This is a genomic window from Agrococcus baldri (assembly GCA_900114805.1).
Taxonomy (GTDB): Bacteria; Actinomycetota; Actinomycetes; order Actinomycetales; family Microbacteriaceae; genus Agrococcus; species Agrococcus baldri.
Window position 1 is genome coordinate 444,757 of sequence record FOZN01000002.1, and the last position, 13,807, is coordinate 458,563.

The following is a 13,807-nucleotide window of genomic DNA, read 5'->3' on the forward strand; positions in this document are numbered from 1 at the left end:
CTCGTCGCCTCAAGCCCCGCGGTAGCCGACGAGCCAGTGCGGTTCGATCCGGTACATCCGCACATCGTCGCCCCAGCTCGTCGGATCCGACCCGTAGTGGCTGCTCCAGTGTGCGATCGTCTCGTCCCACGTGGCGGAATCCTGCGTCAGCCGCACCGCCCGCCCGTGGCAGAAGACGCCGATGCGCTCGCCGTCGACGTGGGCGGCGCTCACCGCCGACCGCGCCGCGATGTGGCGCGCCTTCGCGGCCCTGCCGTCGGTGCCGAAGGTCCACGCCCCGTGCAGGAAGTGCCCGTCGACGGCGCTCACCCGGGGCTCACCCGCAGCGGTCACGGTGGCGAGGCTCAGCACCCGCATGCCATCGAGTGCCGCCACCACGGCACGCGCATCCATCACGTGATCGCCGCTGATGATCTCGCGCAGGTGGCTGGTGCCGCCCGCGTGGGACGCGTCGATCAGGCGCTGCAGGTGCTCAAGCTCGGCATCGGTCTCGCGCATGCGGCGAGGCTAGCGCCGGCCACCGACGTCAGCCGCCGTGGACGCCCTCGGCGAACTCCTCCACGATCTTCGCGTTGAACGCCGGCAGGTCGTCGGGGGTGCGGCTGGAGACCAGCCCGTTGTCGGTCGCGACCTCCTGATCGACCCAGTTCGCGCCCGCATTGACGAGATCCGTCTTCAGGCTCGGGTAGCTGGTGATCGTGCGCCCCTCGACGGCGCCGGCCTCGATCAGGATCCACGCGCCGTGGCAGATCACACCGATCGGCTTGCCCGCCTCGACGAACCCGCGCACGAGCGCCACCGCATCCGCATCCATCCGCAGGTGATCGGCGTTCACCACGCCGCCGGGCAGCACGAGTGCGTCGAAGGCGGATGCGTCGACGTCCGCGGGCGCGGCGTCCACGGTCTGCGTGTGGCCCTTCTTGCCCTCCACCGAACCGTCCTTCGGCGAGATGAGCGCGGGCTTGCCGCCGGCGCCTTGCACCGCCTCCCAGGGGCTGGTGAGCTCGGAGTCCTCGTAGCCGTCCGTGAGCACGAACGCGACCTTCTTGCCGGTGATGTCAGTCATGGCTGACCTCCTCTGCTTGTGGGTTCGCCGGCGACGGTACTCGCTGCACCTGATCATCGCTCTTGCAACGTATTTGTTGCGCGCGGTATCCTGGCTGCATGACGATGCAGCTCGATCTCGACGCCGCGGTGCGCGAGAGCGAGGACGCACGCCTCCGCATCGCGGTCGCCAGCCTCGGCTCACCGGCAGCGTTCGCGCTGCTGGCGGGCGTCCACCGGTCGCAGCCGACCCGGTGGCTCAAGCACCAAGGCCGGCCCAGCGCCGCCACGCAGCGCCTGGTCGACGACGTCGCGCTGGTCGCGACGAAGTTCGTGCGCGTCTGGCCGGCCGAGGTCTTCCAAGACTGGCTCGACGGGAGCAACGCGTTCCTCGCGGGCGCGAGCCCCAAGGAGTGCCTGCGCGCCGGACGCGCCTCCGACGTCCTCGCCGCGCTCGAGGGCGAGCTGGCCGGCGTCTACGCCTGATGCGCGCCTTCCGCATCTTCCCCTTCGACGGCGGTGCGGCGGCCGGCGAGCCCGGCCATCCGCTCTTCGTCGCGCGTTCGCTGCAGGGCTCCGGCCGTTGGGACAACCCGGATCGCTACGCCGCCGGCTACTTCTCGCTGTCGGCCAGAGGTGCGGTGAGCGAGATCTACGGCGGCATGGCGGTCTGGCGTCCGGCGCTGTTCGACGACCTTCCGAGCCCCCGCAGGCTCGGAGAGTTCGAGGTCCCCGATGATCTGGAGCTCGCGGACTTCGACGACCCCGCCATGCTCAGCCGGTTCCAGCTGCGCGTGGCCGACGTCGGCATCCGCGATCCCCGGCGCACCCAGCAGATCGCCGCCCGCGTGCACGATGCCGGGTTCGCCGGCATCCGCTGGCCCTCGCTCTACCACCCTGGGCTCACGAATCTGGTGGTCTTCGACCCCGCCGAGCGCGGCGTCACCTTCCTGAGCGCCGAGCGTCTCTCGACCGAGCACCCAGCGGTCGTGGCGGCTGCCGAGCGCATCGTCCGGCACATCGCGCGGTAGCGCCGCCGCTGCGGGGCGATCCCGGCATCGCCTGAAGCCCGCCATTGCGCGAGCCGCTGCTCGGTCTCGCCTCGCAGCGGGGTGTGGGTGGCCGGGTGCAGAGTGGTCATCACAGCCCACGGAGGAGCCCGATGAAGACCGCGAACCACACCGTTGTAACTCCCGCCCGGCGTGTCGCAGAACTCTTTCCGGGCGCACTGCACAGCTGTCAGCAAGCGCTCTCCACAGGCACTTCCGCGTCGTTCCGCGGCGGGAATCACAGCTGTGGACAGGTTGTTGAATCAAGTGTGGAGAAACACACCATCTTGTGTCCTTGATCGACGCGAGACCCCACATATAGTGGGAGCCCGGCCTCGGCCGCACAGCTCCCAGCACCGACCACCACACCTTCAAGGAAGGCCGACATGACCGTCACCGTCTACTCAAAGCCAGCCTGCGTGCAGTGCACGATGACCACCCGCGCGCTCGACGCGCAGGGCATCGAGTACGAGATCTTCGACGTCACCGCCGACGACAAGGCACTGCAGACCGTCAAGGACCTCGGCTACATGCAGGCCCCCGTCGTGATCGCCGACGCGGACCACTGGTCTGGCTTCCAGCCCGACCGCATCAAGGCGATCCACGCGGCCTGATCGCCGTGCCCACGGCTGTGCTGGGGGCTGAGGTGGCCGACATCGTCTACTTCTCGAGCGTCTCGGGCAACACCGCCCGCTTCGTGGAGAAGCTCGGGCGGCCCGCCTCGCGCATCCCCCTGTATGCCTCTGAGCCGCCGCTCGAGCAGCGAGAGCCCTACGTGCTCATCGTGCCGACGTACGGCAGCGGGAACGGCAAGGGCGCCGTTCCCAAGCAGGTCATCCGGTTCCTCAACGACGAGGAGAACCGCAAGCACCTGCGGGGCGTGATCGCGGCCGGCAACACCAACTTCGGCGCGGGCTACGGGCTTGCCGGCGACATCATCGCCCGCAAGTGCGGAGTGCCGCACCTCTACCGCTTCGAACTGTTCGGAACTGCTGACGACGTCCGCGTCGTCCAAGAAGGATTGGATGCACTATGGCAACGGTGACGCCCGAGATGACGACGGGCAAGACGACAGCGATGGATTACCACTCGCTGAACGCGATGCTCAACCTCTACGGACCGGATGGGAAGATCCAGTTCGACAAGGACCGTGAGGCGGCGAACCAGTACTTCCTGCAGCACGTCAACCAGAACACGGTCTTCTTCCACTCGCTGAAGGAGAAGCTCGACTACCTGGTCGAGAACGACTACTACGAGAAGGAAGTGCTCGACCAGTACTCCTTCGAGTTCATCAAGTCGCTCATGAAGCGGGCCTACGGCTACAAGTTCCGCTTCCCGACCTTCCTGGGCGCGCTCAAGTACTACACGTCGTACACGCTCAAGACCTTCGACGGGAAGCGCTACTTGGAGCGCTACGAGGACCGCGTCGTGAACGTGGCACTCGCGCTCGCGGAAGGCTCCGAGACGCTCGCCGAGCAGATCGTCGACGAGGTCGTCAACGGCCGCTTCCAGCCGGCCACCCCGACCTTCCTCAACGCGGGCAAGAAGCAGCGCGGCGAGCTCGTCTCGTGCTTCCTGCTGCGCATCGAGGACAACATGGAGTCGATCGGCCGCTCGATCAACTCGGCGCTGCAGCTCTCGAAGCGCGGCGGCGGCGTGGCGTTCAACCTCACCAACATCCGTGAGTACGGCGCCCCGATCAAGCAGATCCAGAACCAGTCCTCCGGCGTCATCCCCGTGATGAAGCTGTTCGAAGACAGCTTCTCGTACGCGAACCAGCTGGGTGCCCGTCAGGGCGCGGGCGCGGTGTACCTGCAGGCGCACCACCCCGACATCATGCGGTTCCTCGACACCAAGCGTGAGAACGCCGACGAGAAGATCCGCATCAAGACCCTCTCGCTGGGCGTCGTCGTGCCCGACATCACGTTCGAGCTCGCGAAGAAGGGCGAGGACATGTACCTCTTCTCGCCCTACGACGTCGAGCGCGTCTACGGCGTGCCCTTCAGCGACATCTCGGTCACCGAGAAGTACCACGAGATGGTCGACGACTCGCGCATCAGCAAGACGAAGATCAACGCGCGAGAGTTCTTCCAGACGCTCGCCGAGATCCAGTTCGAGTCGGGCTACCCGTACGTCATGTTCGAGGACACCGTCAACCGGGCCAACCCGATCGACGGCCGCATCAACATGTCGAACCTGTGCAGCGAGATCCTGCAGGTCAACACGCCGTCGACCTACGACGACAACCTCGACTACGAGTCGATCGGCAAGGACATCTCCTGCAACCTCGGCTCGATGAACATCGCGCTGTCGATGGATTCGCCCGACTTCGGCAAGACCGTCGAGACGGCGATCCGCACGCTCACCGCGGTCTCCGACCAGTCGAACATCGGCTCGGTGCCGTCGATCGCACGCGGCAACTCGATGAGCCACGCCATCGGCCTCGGCCAGATGAACCTGCACGGCTACCTCGGCCGCGAGCGCATCCACTACGGCTCGGAAGAGGGTCTCGACTTCACCAACATCTACTTCTACACGGTGCTGTTCCACGCGCTGCGCGCGTCGAACCTGCTCGCGCAGGAGAAGGGCGAGACGTTCGACGGCTTCGAGCGCTCGAAGTACGCGTCGGGTGAGTTCTTCGACAAGTACACCGAGCAGGAGTGGAAGCCGGCGACCGCCCGCATCCAGGAGCTGTTCGACACCGCTGAGGTCGCCATCCCGACGCAGGACGACTGGCGCGAACTGAAGGCGCTCGTGCAGGAGCACGGCATCTACAACCAGAACCTGCAGGCGGTGCCGCCGACCGGCTCGATCTCGTACATCAACAACTCGACGTCGTCGATCCACCCGATCGCGTCGAAGATCGAGATCCGCAAGGAGGGCAAGCTCGGCCGCGTCTACTACCCGGCGCCGTTCATGACGAACGACAACCTGGAGTACTTCCAGGACGCGTACGAGATCGGCCCCGACAAGATCATCGACACCTACGCCGCGGCCACGCAGCACGTCGACCAGGGCCTGTCGCTGACGCTGTTCTTCAAGGACACCGCCACCACGCGCGACATCAACAAGGCTCAGATCTCGGCATGGCGCAAGGGCATCAAGACGATCTACTACGTGCGACTCCGCCAGCTGGCGCTCGAGGGAACAGAAGTGGACGGATGCGTTTCATGCATGTTGTGATTTCCTCACTTTTGGGCAATGAAGGATAGGGACATGGACACCCGAGACACCCAGGCGGCCGACGCCGCGTTCGACGAGCTCGCCGACGCATCGGCCGTCGACCCGGCGCAGGCGCGCGAGGCCGTCGAGGCCGACCAGGCCGAGGCTGCGGAGGCGTTCAGCGAGGGCGCGCCGCAGACCGAGGCCCAGCAGCGCCAGCACAAGCACAACCACCTGGTGCAGGCGATCAACTGGAACCGCATCGAGGACGACAAGGACCTCGAGGTCTGGAACCGCCTCGTGAACAACTTCTGGCTGCCCGAGAAGGTGCCGCTGTCGAACGACGTGCAGTCGTGGGGCACACTCACCGAGGCCGAGAAGCTGCTCACGATGCGCGTCTTCACCGGGCTGACGCTGCTCGACACCATCCAGGGCACAGTCGGCGCGGTCTCGCTCATTCCCGACGCGATCACGCCGCACGAGGAGGCCGTCTACACGAACATCGCGTTCATGGAGTCGGTGCATGCGAAGTCGTACTCCTCGATCTTCTCGACGCTCGCGTCGACGAAGGAGATCGACGAGGCGTTCCGCTGGTCGCAGGAGAACGTCTACCTGCAGCGCAAGGCTGAGATCATCATCGGCTACTACGAGGGCGACGACCCGCTGAAGCGCAAGGTCGCCTCGACGCTGCTCGAGTCGTTCATGTTCTACTCGGGCTTCTACCTGCCGATGTACTGGTCGAGCCGCGCGAAGCTCACGAACACGGCCGACCTGATCCGCCTCATCATCCGCGACGAGGCCGTGCACGGGTACTACATCGGCTACAAGTTCCAGAAGGGCTACGAGAAGCTCACTGCTGAGAAGCAGGCCGAGATCAAGGACTACACGTACTCGTTGCTCTACGAGCTCTACGAGAACGAGTCGAAGTACACGGCCGAGCTCTACGACCCGGTGGGCCTGACGGAGGACGTGAAGAAGTTCCTCCACTACAACGCGAACAAGGCGCTCATGAACCTCGGCTTCGAGCCGCTGTTCCCGACCACGGTCACCGACGTCAGCCCGGCGATCCTGTCGTCGCTGTCGCCGAACGCCGACGAGAACCACGACTTCTTCTCGGGCTCGGGCTCCTCCTACGTCATCGGCAAGGCCGAGTCCACCGAAGACGAGGACTGGGACTTCTGAACCCAGACAGACGGATGCGGCCGGTCACCCCTGTGGGTGGTCGGCCGCTTCGTCGTTAGCCTGGCGGCATGCAGAAGATCTCGATCGAGGCCCTCGCTCGCCAGCAGCTGGGCGCCGCGTCCCGTGCGAGCAGCGGCCGCGCAGCCGACACCGTCGTCGGCGGCCACGAGAAGGTGCTGCGGCAGACCGTCATCGGCATGACCGAGGGCACCGTGCTGAACGAGCACGAGAACCCCGGCGAGGCCACCATCTACGTGCTGCGCGGACGGGTGCGGCTCTCGACGGCCGACGCGTCGTGGCAGGCGCGCCAGGGCGACCTGCTGATCGTGCCCGACGCCCGGCACGACCTCGTCGCCGAAGAGGACGCCGCGATCCTGCTCACCGTCGCGAAGCTCCGCTGACGCGCGGCGCCCTCAGTCCTCGAGGATGCCGTCCGGGTCCTCCACGCGCACCTCGTGGCCGTCCTGCCGCAGCCGCCGCACGCCCTCGCGCAGCATCCGCCGGCCCACGCCGTTCGCGGAACTGACCCGGGAGAGGTCGACAACCAGGGGTGCCCCGTCCTCCGGCACCTCCGCCAGCTCTCGGAGCGCAGCCTCCGCCGCCGCGAAGTGCATGACGCCCTGCAGCTTGACCTCGCGCATCCGGTCGGCGTCATCGTCGGGCTCGACCACGCCGTAGAGCACGTGCGCCGCGACCTCGGGCGCTTGCATGAGGTGCAGCCCCATGTCCTCCGACAGCCGCTCGCACGCGCGCACGCCGCGCACGCTGTTGCCGAACCCGTCGAGCCTGGGCGAGAACGCGCCGATGCCGACCTGCCCGGGCAGCGACCCCAGCAGCCCTCCCGAGACGCCGCTCTTCGCCGGGATGCCGACGCTCGTCATCCAGTCGCCCGCGGCGTCGTACATGCCGCAGGTGGCCATCACGCTCAGCACCTGCGTGCAGACGCGAGCCGAGACGACCTGCTCGCCGGTCACGGGGTTGCGGCCGCCCGAGGCCAGCGTCATCGCCATCACGGCCAGATCGCGCACGTCGACCAGCAGCGAGCACTGCCGCGTGTAGCCGTCGACGGCGTCGTGCGGCTCGTCCTGCAGCTTGCCGCGCGCTCGCACGAGGTAGGCGAGCGCCATGTTGCGGTCGGCGGTCTCGCGCTCGGACGCGCACACGGCCTCGTCGACCTCGAGCTGCCGCCCGGCGAAGGCCGAGAGCCCCGCGCGCACGCGCTCGGTGCTCTCCTCGGCGGTCGCGCCCTCCGGCCCGACGAGCGCGTGCGTCGTGATGGCGCCGATGTTGATCATCGGGTTGCGCGGCCGGCCATTGTCCTCGAGCGAGATCTCGTTGAACGGGTCGCCCGATGGCTCGACGCCCACGAAGCGCAGCACCTCGTCGCGCCCGCGATCGGCGAGCGCGAGCGCATAGGCGAACGGCTTCGAGAGCGACTGGATCGTGAACCGGTGCTCGGCGTCGCCCGAGGCGTACACGGTGCCGTCGATCGTGCACATCGCGAGGCCGAACAGGTCGGGATCGGCCTCGGCGAGCTCGGGGATGTAGCTGGCGACCTCGCCGTCGTCGCCATCGGCGATGCACGACTCGCGCACCGCATCGAGATATTCCGTGACCGGTGAGCGCATGGCCCGAGCGTATGCCAGGTGCGCTGAGCGACCGTGGCGGTCAGCACTCCGTCGGCCGTGCATGGTTCGATCGGATGCGTGGAGGCAGGCAAGCGGGCTCGCCCGGCACCGACAGGGCCGGGCCACGACGCCAGGCGGCGCGAGTCGCACGCGATCGTCGCTGCCTGGGCGTCCTTCGCCGTCGGCCTGATCTTCGGGCTGGTGGCGCTCGCGGGCGGGCCGCGCCCGATCGCCGGCGATCTGAGCCAGCCGACGGTCATGGTACCTGCCGCCGGCATCGCCGCGCTCGTCGCCGCCACCGCCTTCGTGCTCAGCACGCTGCTGCACCGACGCGACGAGACGGCGCCGATGCCGCCGTGGCAGCGCACCGTCTCGCACGTCTCGACCGTCGCCCTCACGCTCGCCTTCGCCGCCGTCACCGCGATGGCCGTGCTCACCGGTGGCGAGATCCTGGCGCTCGGCCTGCGAGGACTCGAGGCACCGGCGATCGGCGGCGCGCTGCTGACGGCGATCGCGAGCTCGGCCGGCGGCTGGCTCGCCTTCCAGGCGGGCGTCGAGCTGCGCACGCGCGAGCTCGCGACCCTGCTGTTCGCCTATCTGACGATCGGCACGGTGTTCGCGATGATCACCGCGGCCGACCCGCGCTGGTGGGAGCTGCACTTCTCAGAGCTCGGCGCCGGCAGCGGCGCCTGGGCGTTCAACGGCACCGTCATCGTCGCCGGCCTGCTGGTGGCGACCATCGGCTCCTACATCGGCCGCGACCTGCACCGCTGGCTGGGCGACGCGAGGCTGCGCAGCATCGGCGCGGTGGTGATCCTGTTCGCGGTCACCGGGCTCGCGCTCGCGGGCGTCGGCCTGTTCCCGCTCCGCGACGGCCCACCGGGCGACGGCTCGCTCAGCGGCGCCAGGCTCGCGCACGACATCGCCGCCTTCGGCACCCTCGGGCTCTTCGCGGTGACGGCGGTGGTGGTCACGCTCGTCATGCCTGGGCCGCCCCGCGCGATGCTGCTCACCACCGTCGGCGCCGGCGTCGCCATGGTCGCCAACCTGCTGCTGTGGCGGCCGGGCGAGGTCTACAGCACCGCGGGGCTCGAGGCGATCGCGGTCGGCATCATCTTCGTCTGGATGACCACGCTCGTGCGCACCCTGAGCGCCTGCGTGCCCGACGCATCCCGCCCCTCTGCCAGGCCGACGCTGCTGCCGAGGGCATGAGTCGAGCGGATGCGTCGGCGCGACTCGGTGCATCCGGTCGGTGCCGCGGCCGGCGCCTCCGGGTCGACATCCGTCGCGCGAGACGGCACAGTAGAGCCATGACGAGTCACGATGCCGAGCCGGAAGAGGTCGAGACCCCTCCGGACACCCCTGAAGGCAGCGAGACGCCGGAGGACGCGCAGCGGCGCAAGTTCCGCGAGGCCCTCGAGAAGAAGAAGCAGGGCCACCACGGCCAGGGCATGGCTGACAAGGGCGGCGTGCAGGGCGCGCACACCGGTCCCGCCGTGCAGAAGCGCGTGCACCGCCGCAAGAGCGGCTGAGCCACCCCGGCAGCCTGCCGACATCACGGCGACCCGGCGGATACGTCGGGTCGCGCTGTCGTGCGCGCGCTCAGTCGGTGGCGGCCAGGTAGGCCAGCTGCGCGGCCATCGACGCCTCGGCGGCGAAGCGGATCGACGCGTCGACCTCCGGGTAGACGCGGTCGGTGACCTCGGCGACCCGGGCATCGGCCGCCGTCGTGCCCAGCCCCTGCAGCGCCGCGCGCACCTCGCCGAGTCGCTCCTTGCGGTGCGCCCGGTACTCGCGCGCCGCCTCGGCGATCGACGCGCGCGGCTCGCCGTGGCCGGGCAGCACCTCGAGGTCGCCGAGCGCCTCGAGCTTGTCGAGACTCGCGAGGAACGCGCCGACCGAGCCGTCCGGGTGCATGATCACCGTCGAGCCGCGCCCGAGGATGGTGTCGCCGGTCAGCACCGCCCGGCCCGGCACCACGATGCACACCGAGTCGGCGGTGTGGCCAGGTGTGGCGACGATCTGCAGCTCGACGTCGTCCACCGGGATCCACTCGCCGTCGGTCAGCGGCTCGCCGCCGAGGCACTGGTCGGGGTCGAGGCCGCGCAGCTCGGCGCCGACCGAGCGCGCGAGCTCGGCAGCGGCCTCGGTGTGGTCGATGTGGCGGTGCGTGACCAGGATCAGGCGCGGCGCCAGCGCCACCAGGCGCTCCATGTGCTCGGGATCGGTCGGGCCCGGGTCCACGACGACCTGACCACCCCCGAGCACGTACGTGTTCGTGCCGTCGAGGGTCATCGGGCCAGGGTTGGGCGCGAGGATGCGCTCGATGTCGACCATGCCCCGACCCTACGCGCTGCCGCCGCTTCGGCCACGGCCCCGGCTCCGGCGGATCGCCCAGGCGATGCACGCTCCGCCCAGCACGGCGCACCCGGCGGCGAGCACCAGCAGCGCCACCCAGATGTCGAGCGGCGCCGAGCCCGGCACGCGGAGGGCGACCGCATTGATCACCGCCGCGACGACGCACAGCAGCGCGAGCGCGAGCACCGCTGCACCGATGATGCGCAGCGGCGACCTCGGTGAGGCCGGGATGGGGGCCATGCGGCCATCGTAAGCGCGTCGGACGCCGGATGTCACCGGCCTCTGGTGCCATGGAGGCATGGACCCGCTGATCATCGTCGCCGCCCTCGCCGCCGTGCTGCTCGCAGGCATCGCCGGCTGCCTGCTGGGTGTGCGCCTCGGCCGGGCCCGCGCCGCAAGCGAGGCGGCGGGCGATCGCGCCGAGCTGCAGGCAGCGCGCAGCCGGCTCGAGGTCGTCGAGGGCGAGCGGGAGCGCGAGCGCGACATCGCCGAGCGGCGCCACCTGGCCCAGCTCGAGGAGGTGCGGGCCGATGCCCAGCGCCGCATCGCCGACGAGCGGGCGCGCGGCAAGGAGGCGATCGCCGAGCTGCAGGCAGACGCGCAGCGGCGGGCGGATGAGTTCGCGAAGCTCTCGTCGGCGGCGCTGGAGCGCAACTCCGCCGTGTTCCTCGAGCAGGCGGAGGAGCGGCTGCGGCGCTCGCAGACGGAGGGCGCGGCAGAGCTCGCCAAGCGCGAGGCGGCCGTCAAGCAGCTGGTCGAACCGCTGTCGAAGACGCTGGAGGGCGTGCGCGGCGAGGTGACGGCGGCCGAGAAGGCGCGCGCCGAGGCGAACGCGGCGCTCGCCGAGCAGCTGCAGGCGATGCGCTCCTCCTCCGAGCAGCTGACGCTCGAGACCCGGCAGCTCGTGAACGCCCTGCGCGCCCCGCAGGTGCGCGGACGGTGGGGCGAGCTGCAGCTGCGCCGCGTCGTGGAGGCGGCGGGCATGCTCGAGCACGTCGACTTCAGCGAGCAGGCGCACCACACCACTGACGACGGCGCCCTGCGCCCCGACATGCTCGTGCACCTGGCCGGCGACAAGCAGATCATCGTCGATGCGAAGGTGGCCTTCAACGGCTATCTCGAGGCGATGGAGGCGCGCGACGACGCCACCCGCGACAAGCGGCTGGACGCGCACGCGCGGCACCTGCGCGACCACATCGACCAGCTCGGCTCGAAGGCCTACTGGGAGGCGGTGCCGGGCACGCCGGAGTTCGTCGTGATGTTCGTGCCCGCCGAGCCGTTCCTGAACGCCGCGCTCGAGCGCGACCCGAGCCTGTTCGAGCGCGCCTTCGAGCGCAACGTGGTGCTGGCGACGCCGGCGACCCTCGTGGCGCTGCTGCGCACCGTCGGCTACACCTGGCGGCAGGAGCAGCTCGCGGGCGAGGCCATGCAGGTGCTCGAGGTGGGCCGCGAGCTGCACAAGCGGCTGGGCACCATGGGCGGCCACCTCACGAAGCTCGGCAGCAGCCTCAACCGCACGGTGGAGGCGTACAACGCCTTCAACGCATCCCTCGACCGCAACGTCGTCACGCAGGCGCGGCGGTTCTCGAGCCTGCAGGGGCTCGAGCCATCGCTCGAGCACGCCCCGCCGCTCGAGGTGCTCGCGGTGCCGGCGCAGAAGCCCGACGTCCACGCCGCCGACCCGGACGCCCTTGAGGGCCACGCAGACGCACAGATCCGCGGACTGGCGGGCGAGGAGACTCGGAATGAGCGCGACTCAGCGATAGCGTGACAGCGTGACCGAGATCCGCACCGCCGCGACCCTGGTGCTGCTGCGCGATGGCGCCGGCGCCATCGAAGTGCTGCTGCTGCAGCGACCCGACCGCGGCCACTTCGCTGGCGGCTGGGTCTTCCCCGGCGGCAAGGTCGAGCCGCTCGACCGGGTCGAGGAGGACCCGGCCGACGCCGAGCGCAGCGAGGAGCTCACCGCGCGCAACGCGGCCGTGCGCGAGACCGCCGAGGAGACCGGGCTGATCGTCGCGCCCGAGGCGCTGGTGCCGCTGTCGCAGTGGTCGCCGCCGCAGGAGCTCGCGGTGCAGTTCCACACCTGGTTCTTCATCGCCGAGGCGAGCGAGGGCGAGATCGCCATGCAGCCCTCCGAGGTCATCGACCACATGTGGATCCGGCCGGCGGATGCGCTCAAGCGCCACGGCGCCGGTGACCTGCGGCTGTTCCCGCCCACCTGGGTGACGCTCGACACCCTGCTGGCCCATCCGACCGTCGACGCGGCGCTGCAGAGCATCGAGCAGCGCGAGCTGCGGCACTACATGACCCGACAGGACCCGCAGCGCGGGCTCGCCATGTGGGACGGCGACGAGGCGTACGACGGGGCGCCCGACACCGAGGAAGGGCCGCGGCACCGGCTGCACGTCGGCTCACTGCCCTGGCGCTTCGAGCACCGCTGAGAGGCATCAGCCGGTGGCCAGCAGGGCGCGCCGGCGCCGCGCCGCCGTCTGCCCGATCGTGATGCCCGCCAGCACGATCGCGATGCCCAGCCACTGCCAGGGCGTCAGCAGCTCGCCGCCGAGGAGCACCCCCAGCAGCACGCCCGTCACCGGGTTCAGCAGGCCCAGCAGGCCGACCTGGCCCGCCGTCAGGTGCCGCAGCGCGCCGAACCAGCACACGAAGGCGAGCGCCGTCGGGATGACCGCGATGTAGGCGTAGCCGAGCACCGCGGTCGGCGGCATCGCGCTCGGCACGCCCTCCAGGGCGAGCGCGAACGGCACCAGCAGCAGGCCGCCGGCGGTCAGCTGCCAGGACGACGAGGCGATCGAGTCGACCTGCCCGCTCCAGCGCTTCGCCAGCACCGAGCCGAGGGCGTACATCGCCATGCCCGTCACCGAGGCGGCGACGCCCCAGCCGTCGATCGCGCCGACCGATGCGGCCATCAGCAGCACGACGCCCAGCAGGCCCATCATCGCCCCCAGCAGCCGCCGCGCCGTCGGCCGCTCGGCGACCAGCCCCCACGCGATCAGCATCATCGCGATGGGCGAGAGGCTCATGAGCATCGCGGCGATCGAGGTGGGCAGCAGCTTGGCCGCGACGTAGACCAGCACGAAGAAGGCACTGCAGTTGAGCACCCCGAGCACCGCCGAGCGCCACCACCAGGCGCCACGCGGCAGCTGTCGGCGCACCGCCAGCAGCAGCAGTCCGGCCGGCAGCGCGCGCAGTGCGGCGGAGGTCAGCGGCTCCTCCGCGGGGATCCAGTGCAGCGTGACGAAGTAGACCGAGCCCCACGAGACGGGCGCGATCGCCCCGAGCAGGATCCAGCGCAGTGCGCCAGCGGCCGATCCAGGCTCCGACGGCGCGCCGACGACGGCTGGCGCGCGCAATTTCGTTTCCATG

Annotated in this window: 17 protein-coding genes; 11 read left to right on the forward strand and 6 right to left on the reverse strand. The window is 69.8% G+C overall.

Going from position 1 to position 13,807, the window contains the following annotated elements; genetic code table 11:
- Positions 1-9: 9 nt before the first annotated feature.
- Together BM288_RS06300 and BM288_RS06305 are read right to left on the reverse strand one after the other, a co-directional pair.
- A complete protein-coding gene (locus BM288_RS06300) occupies positions 10-498 on the reverse strand; it encodes a pyridoxamine 5'-phosphate oxidase family protein (RefSeq protein WP_092917006.1) in 489 nt (162 codons plus the stop codon).
- Positions 499-526: 28 nt separating this feature from the next.
- On the reverse strand, positions 527-1,066 hold the full coding sequence (locus BM288_RS06305) for a type 1 glutamine amidotransferase domain-containing protein (protein ID WP_092917008.1): 540 nt from the start codon (positions 1,064-1,066) through the stop codon (positions 527-529).
- A gap of 98 nt (positions 1,067-1,164) precedes the next feature.
- Here BM288_RS06305 and BM288_RS14445 point away from each other — a divergent pair, with 98 nt between their 5' ends.
- The 7 genes from BM288_RS14445 to BM288_RS06335 all read left to right on the forward strand — a co-directional run bounded on the left by BM288_RS14445 (position 1,165) and on the right by BM288_RS06335 (position 6,838).
- A complete protein-coding gene (locus BM288_RS14445; protein ID WP_177220278.1) occupies positions 1,165-1,530 on the forward strand; it encodes a hypothetical protein in 366 nt (121 codons plus the stop codon).
- A complete protein-coding gene (locus BM288_RS14450) occupies positions 1,530-2,075 on the forward strand; it encodes an RES family NAD+ phosphorylase (protein WP_177220279.1) in 546 nt (181 codons plus the stop codon). Before BM288_RS14445 ends, BM288_RS14450 begins: the two co-directional genes overlap by 1 nt.
- A 404-nt stretch (positions 2,076-2,479) precedes the next feature.
- Positions 2,480-2,707 (forward strand): glutaredoxin-like protein NrdH, encoded by a 228-nt coding sequence (gene nrdH, locus BM288_RS06315; RefSeq protein ID WP_092917010.1) that lies wholly within the window; start codon positions 2,480-2,482, stop codon positions 2,705-2,707.
- Between the two features lie 32 nt (positions 2,708-2,739).
- Positions 2,740-3,138 (forward strand): class Ib ribonucleoside-diphosphate reductase assembly flavoprotein NrdI, encoded by a 399-nt coding sequence (gene nrdI / locus BM288_RS06320; RefSeq protein WP_092917778.1) that lies wholly within the window; start codon positions 2,740-2,742, stop codon positions 3,136-3,138.
- Positions 3,126-5,276, forward strand: coding sequence for a class 1b ribonucleoside-diphosphate reductase subunit alpha (gene nrdE, locus BM288_RS06325; RefSeq protein ID WP_177220280.1), 2,151 nt, complete (start codon positions 3,126-3,128; stop codon positions 5,274-5,276). The genes nrdI and nrdE overlap by 13 nt, the downstream gene beginning before the upstream one ends.
- 33 nt (positions 5,277-5,309) lie before the next feature.
- Positions 5,310-6,437 carry a class 1b ribonucleoside-diphosphate reductase subunit beta gene (nrdF, locus tag BM288_RS06330; RefSeq protein ID WP_092917012.1) on the forward strand — a complete coding sequence of 376 codons (1,128 nt, stop codon included), beginning with the start codon at positions 5,310-5,312 and terminating at the stop codon, positions 6,435-6,437.
- A 68-nt stretch (positions 6,438-6,505) separates the two neighbouring features.
- Positions 6,506-6,838, forward strand: coding sequence for a cupin domain-containing protein (locus tag BM288_RS06335; RefSeq protein WP_092917014.1), 333 nt, complete (start codon positions 6,506-6,508; stop codon positions 6,836-6,838).
- A 12-nt stretch (positions 6,839-6,850) separates the two neighbouring features.
- Here BM288_RS06335 and BM288_RS06340 read toward each other — a convergent pair whose 3' ends face one another.
- Positions 6,851-8,065: a glutaminase gene (locus BM288_RS06340; protein WP_092917016.1), complete on the reverse strand. Its 1,215-nt coding sequence runs from the start codon at positions 8,063-8,065 to the stop codon at positions 6,851-6,853.
- Between the two features lie 78 nt (positions 8,066-8,143).
- On the opposite strand from BM288_RS06340, the gene BM288_RS06345 reads away from it, so the two are divergent.
- Together BM288_RS06345 and BM288_RS06350 are read left to right on the forward strand one after the other, a co-directional pair.
- Entirely contained in the window at positions 8,144-9,277 is a 1,134-nt protein-coding gene (locus tag BM288_RS06345) for a DUF998 domain-containing protein (RefSeq protein ID WP_318255371.1), read from the forward strand.
- Positions 9,278-9,375: 98 nt separating this feature from the next.
- Entirely contained in the window at positions 9,376-9,597 is a 222-nt protein-coding gene (locus BM288_RS06350; protein WP_092917018.1) for a DUF5302 domain-containing protein, read from the forward strand.
- 70 nt (positions 9,598-9,667) lie between these two features.
- On the opposite strand, the gene BM288_RS06355 is transcribed toward BM288_RS06350, so the two are convergent.
- Positions 9,668-10,402: an MBL fold metallo-hydrolase gene (locus BM288_RS06355; protein WP_092917020.1), complete on the reverse strand. Its 735-nt coding sequence runs from the start codon at positions 10,400-10,402 to the stop codon at positions 9,668-9,670.
- Between the two features lie 9 nt (positions 10,403-10,411).
- Positions 10,412-10,663: a hypothetical protein gene (locus BM288_RS06360; protein WP_092917022.1), complete on the reverse strand. Its 252-nt coding sequence runs from the start codon at positions 10,661-10,663 to the stop codon at positions 10,412-10,414.
- A gap of 58 nt (positions 10,664-10,721) precedes the next feature.
- Here BM288_RS06360 and rmuC point away from each other — a divergent pair, with 58 nt between their 5' ends.
- Both rmuC and BM288_RS06370 read left to right on the forward strand, forming a co-directional pair.
- Positions 10,722-12,194, forward strand: coding sequence for a DNA recombination protein RmuC (gene rmuC, locus BM288_RS06365; RefSeq protein WP_092917024.1), 1,473 nt, complete (start codon positions 10,722-10,724; stop codon positions 12,192-12,194).
- A gap of 4 nt (positions 12,195-12,198) precedes the next feature.
- Complete coding sequence (locus tag BM288_RS06370; protein WP_092917026.1) at positions 12,199-12,867, forward strand: NUDIX hydrolase; 669 nt, start codon at positions 12,199-12,201, stop codon at positions 12,865-12,867.
- A 6-nt stretch (positions 12,868-12,873) separates the two neighbouring features.
- Here BM288_RS06370 and BM288_RS06375 read toward each other — a convergent pair whose 3' ends face one another.
- Positions 12,874-13,806 carry an EamA family transporter gene (locus BM288_RS06375; RefSeq protein WP_177220281.1) on the reverse strand — a complete coding sequence of 311 codons (933 nt, stop codon included), beginning with the start codon at positions 13,804-13,806 and terminating at the stop codon, positions 12,874-12,876.
- Between the last annotated feature and the right edge of the window lies 1 nt (position 13,807).

Excerpts from the sequence above, each read along its gene's own strand:
- BM288_RS06300 (WP_092917006.1), bottom strand. The coding sequence starts at position 498 with ATGCGCGAGACCGATGCCGAGCTTGAGCACCTGCAGCGCCTGATCGAC.
- BM288_RS06305 (WP_092917008.1), bottom strand. The coding sequence starts at position 1,066 with ATGACTGACATCACCGGCAAGAAGGTCGCGTTCGTGCTCACGGACGGC.
- BM288_RS14445 (WP_177220278.1), top strand. The coding sequence starts at position 1,165 with ATGACGATGCAGCTCGATCTCGACGCCGCGGTGCGCGAGAGCGAGGAC.
- BM288_RS14450 (WP_177220279.1), top strand. The coding sequence starts at position 1,530 with ATGCGCGCCTTCCGCATCTTCCCCTTCGACGGCGGTGCGGCGGCCGGC.
- nrdH (WP_092917010.1), top strand. The coding sequence starts at position 2,480 with ATGACCGTCACCGTCTACTCAAAGCCAGCCTGCGTGCAGTGCACGATG.
- nrdE (WP_177220280.1), top strand. The coding sequence starts at position 3,126 with ATGGCAACGGTGACGCCCGAGATGACGACGGGCAAGACGACAGCGATG.
- nrdF (WP_092917012.1), top strand. The coding sequence starts at position 5,310 with ATGGACACCCGAGACACCCAGGCGGCCGACGCCGCGTTCGACGAGCTC.
- BM288_RS06335 (WP_092917014.1), top strand. The coding sequence starts at position 6,506 with ATGCAGAAGATCTCGATCGAGGCCCTCGCTCGCCAGCAGCTGGGCGCC.
- BM288_RS06340 (WP_092917016.1), bottom strand. The coding sequence starts at position 8,065 with ATGCGCTCACCGGTCACGGAATATCTCGATGCGGTGCGCGAGTCGTGC.
- BM288_RS06350 (WP_092917018.1), top strand. The coding sequence starts at position 9,376 with ATGACGAGTCACGATGCCGAGCCGGAAGAGGTCGAGACCCCTCCGGAC.
- BM288_RS06355 (WP_092917020.1), bottom strand. The coding sequence starts at position 10,402 with ATGGTCGACATCGAGCGCATCCTCGCGCCCAACCCTGGCCCGATGACC.
- BM288_RS06360 (WP_092917022.1), bottom strand. The coding sequence starts at position 10,663 with ATGGCCCCCATCCCGGCCTCACCGAGGTCGCCGCTGCGCATCATCGGT.
- rmuC (WP_092917024.1), top strand. The coding sequence starts at position 10,722 with ATGGACCCGCTGATCATCGTCGCCGCCCTCGCCGCCGTGCTGCTCGCA.
- BM288_RS06375 (WP_177220281.1), bottom strand. The coding sequence starts at position 13,806 with ATGGAAACGAAATTGCGCGCGCCAGCCGTCGTCGGCGCGCCGTCGGAG.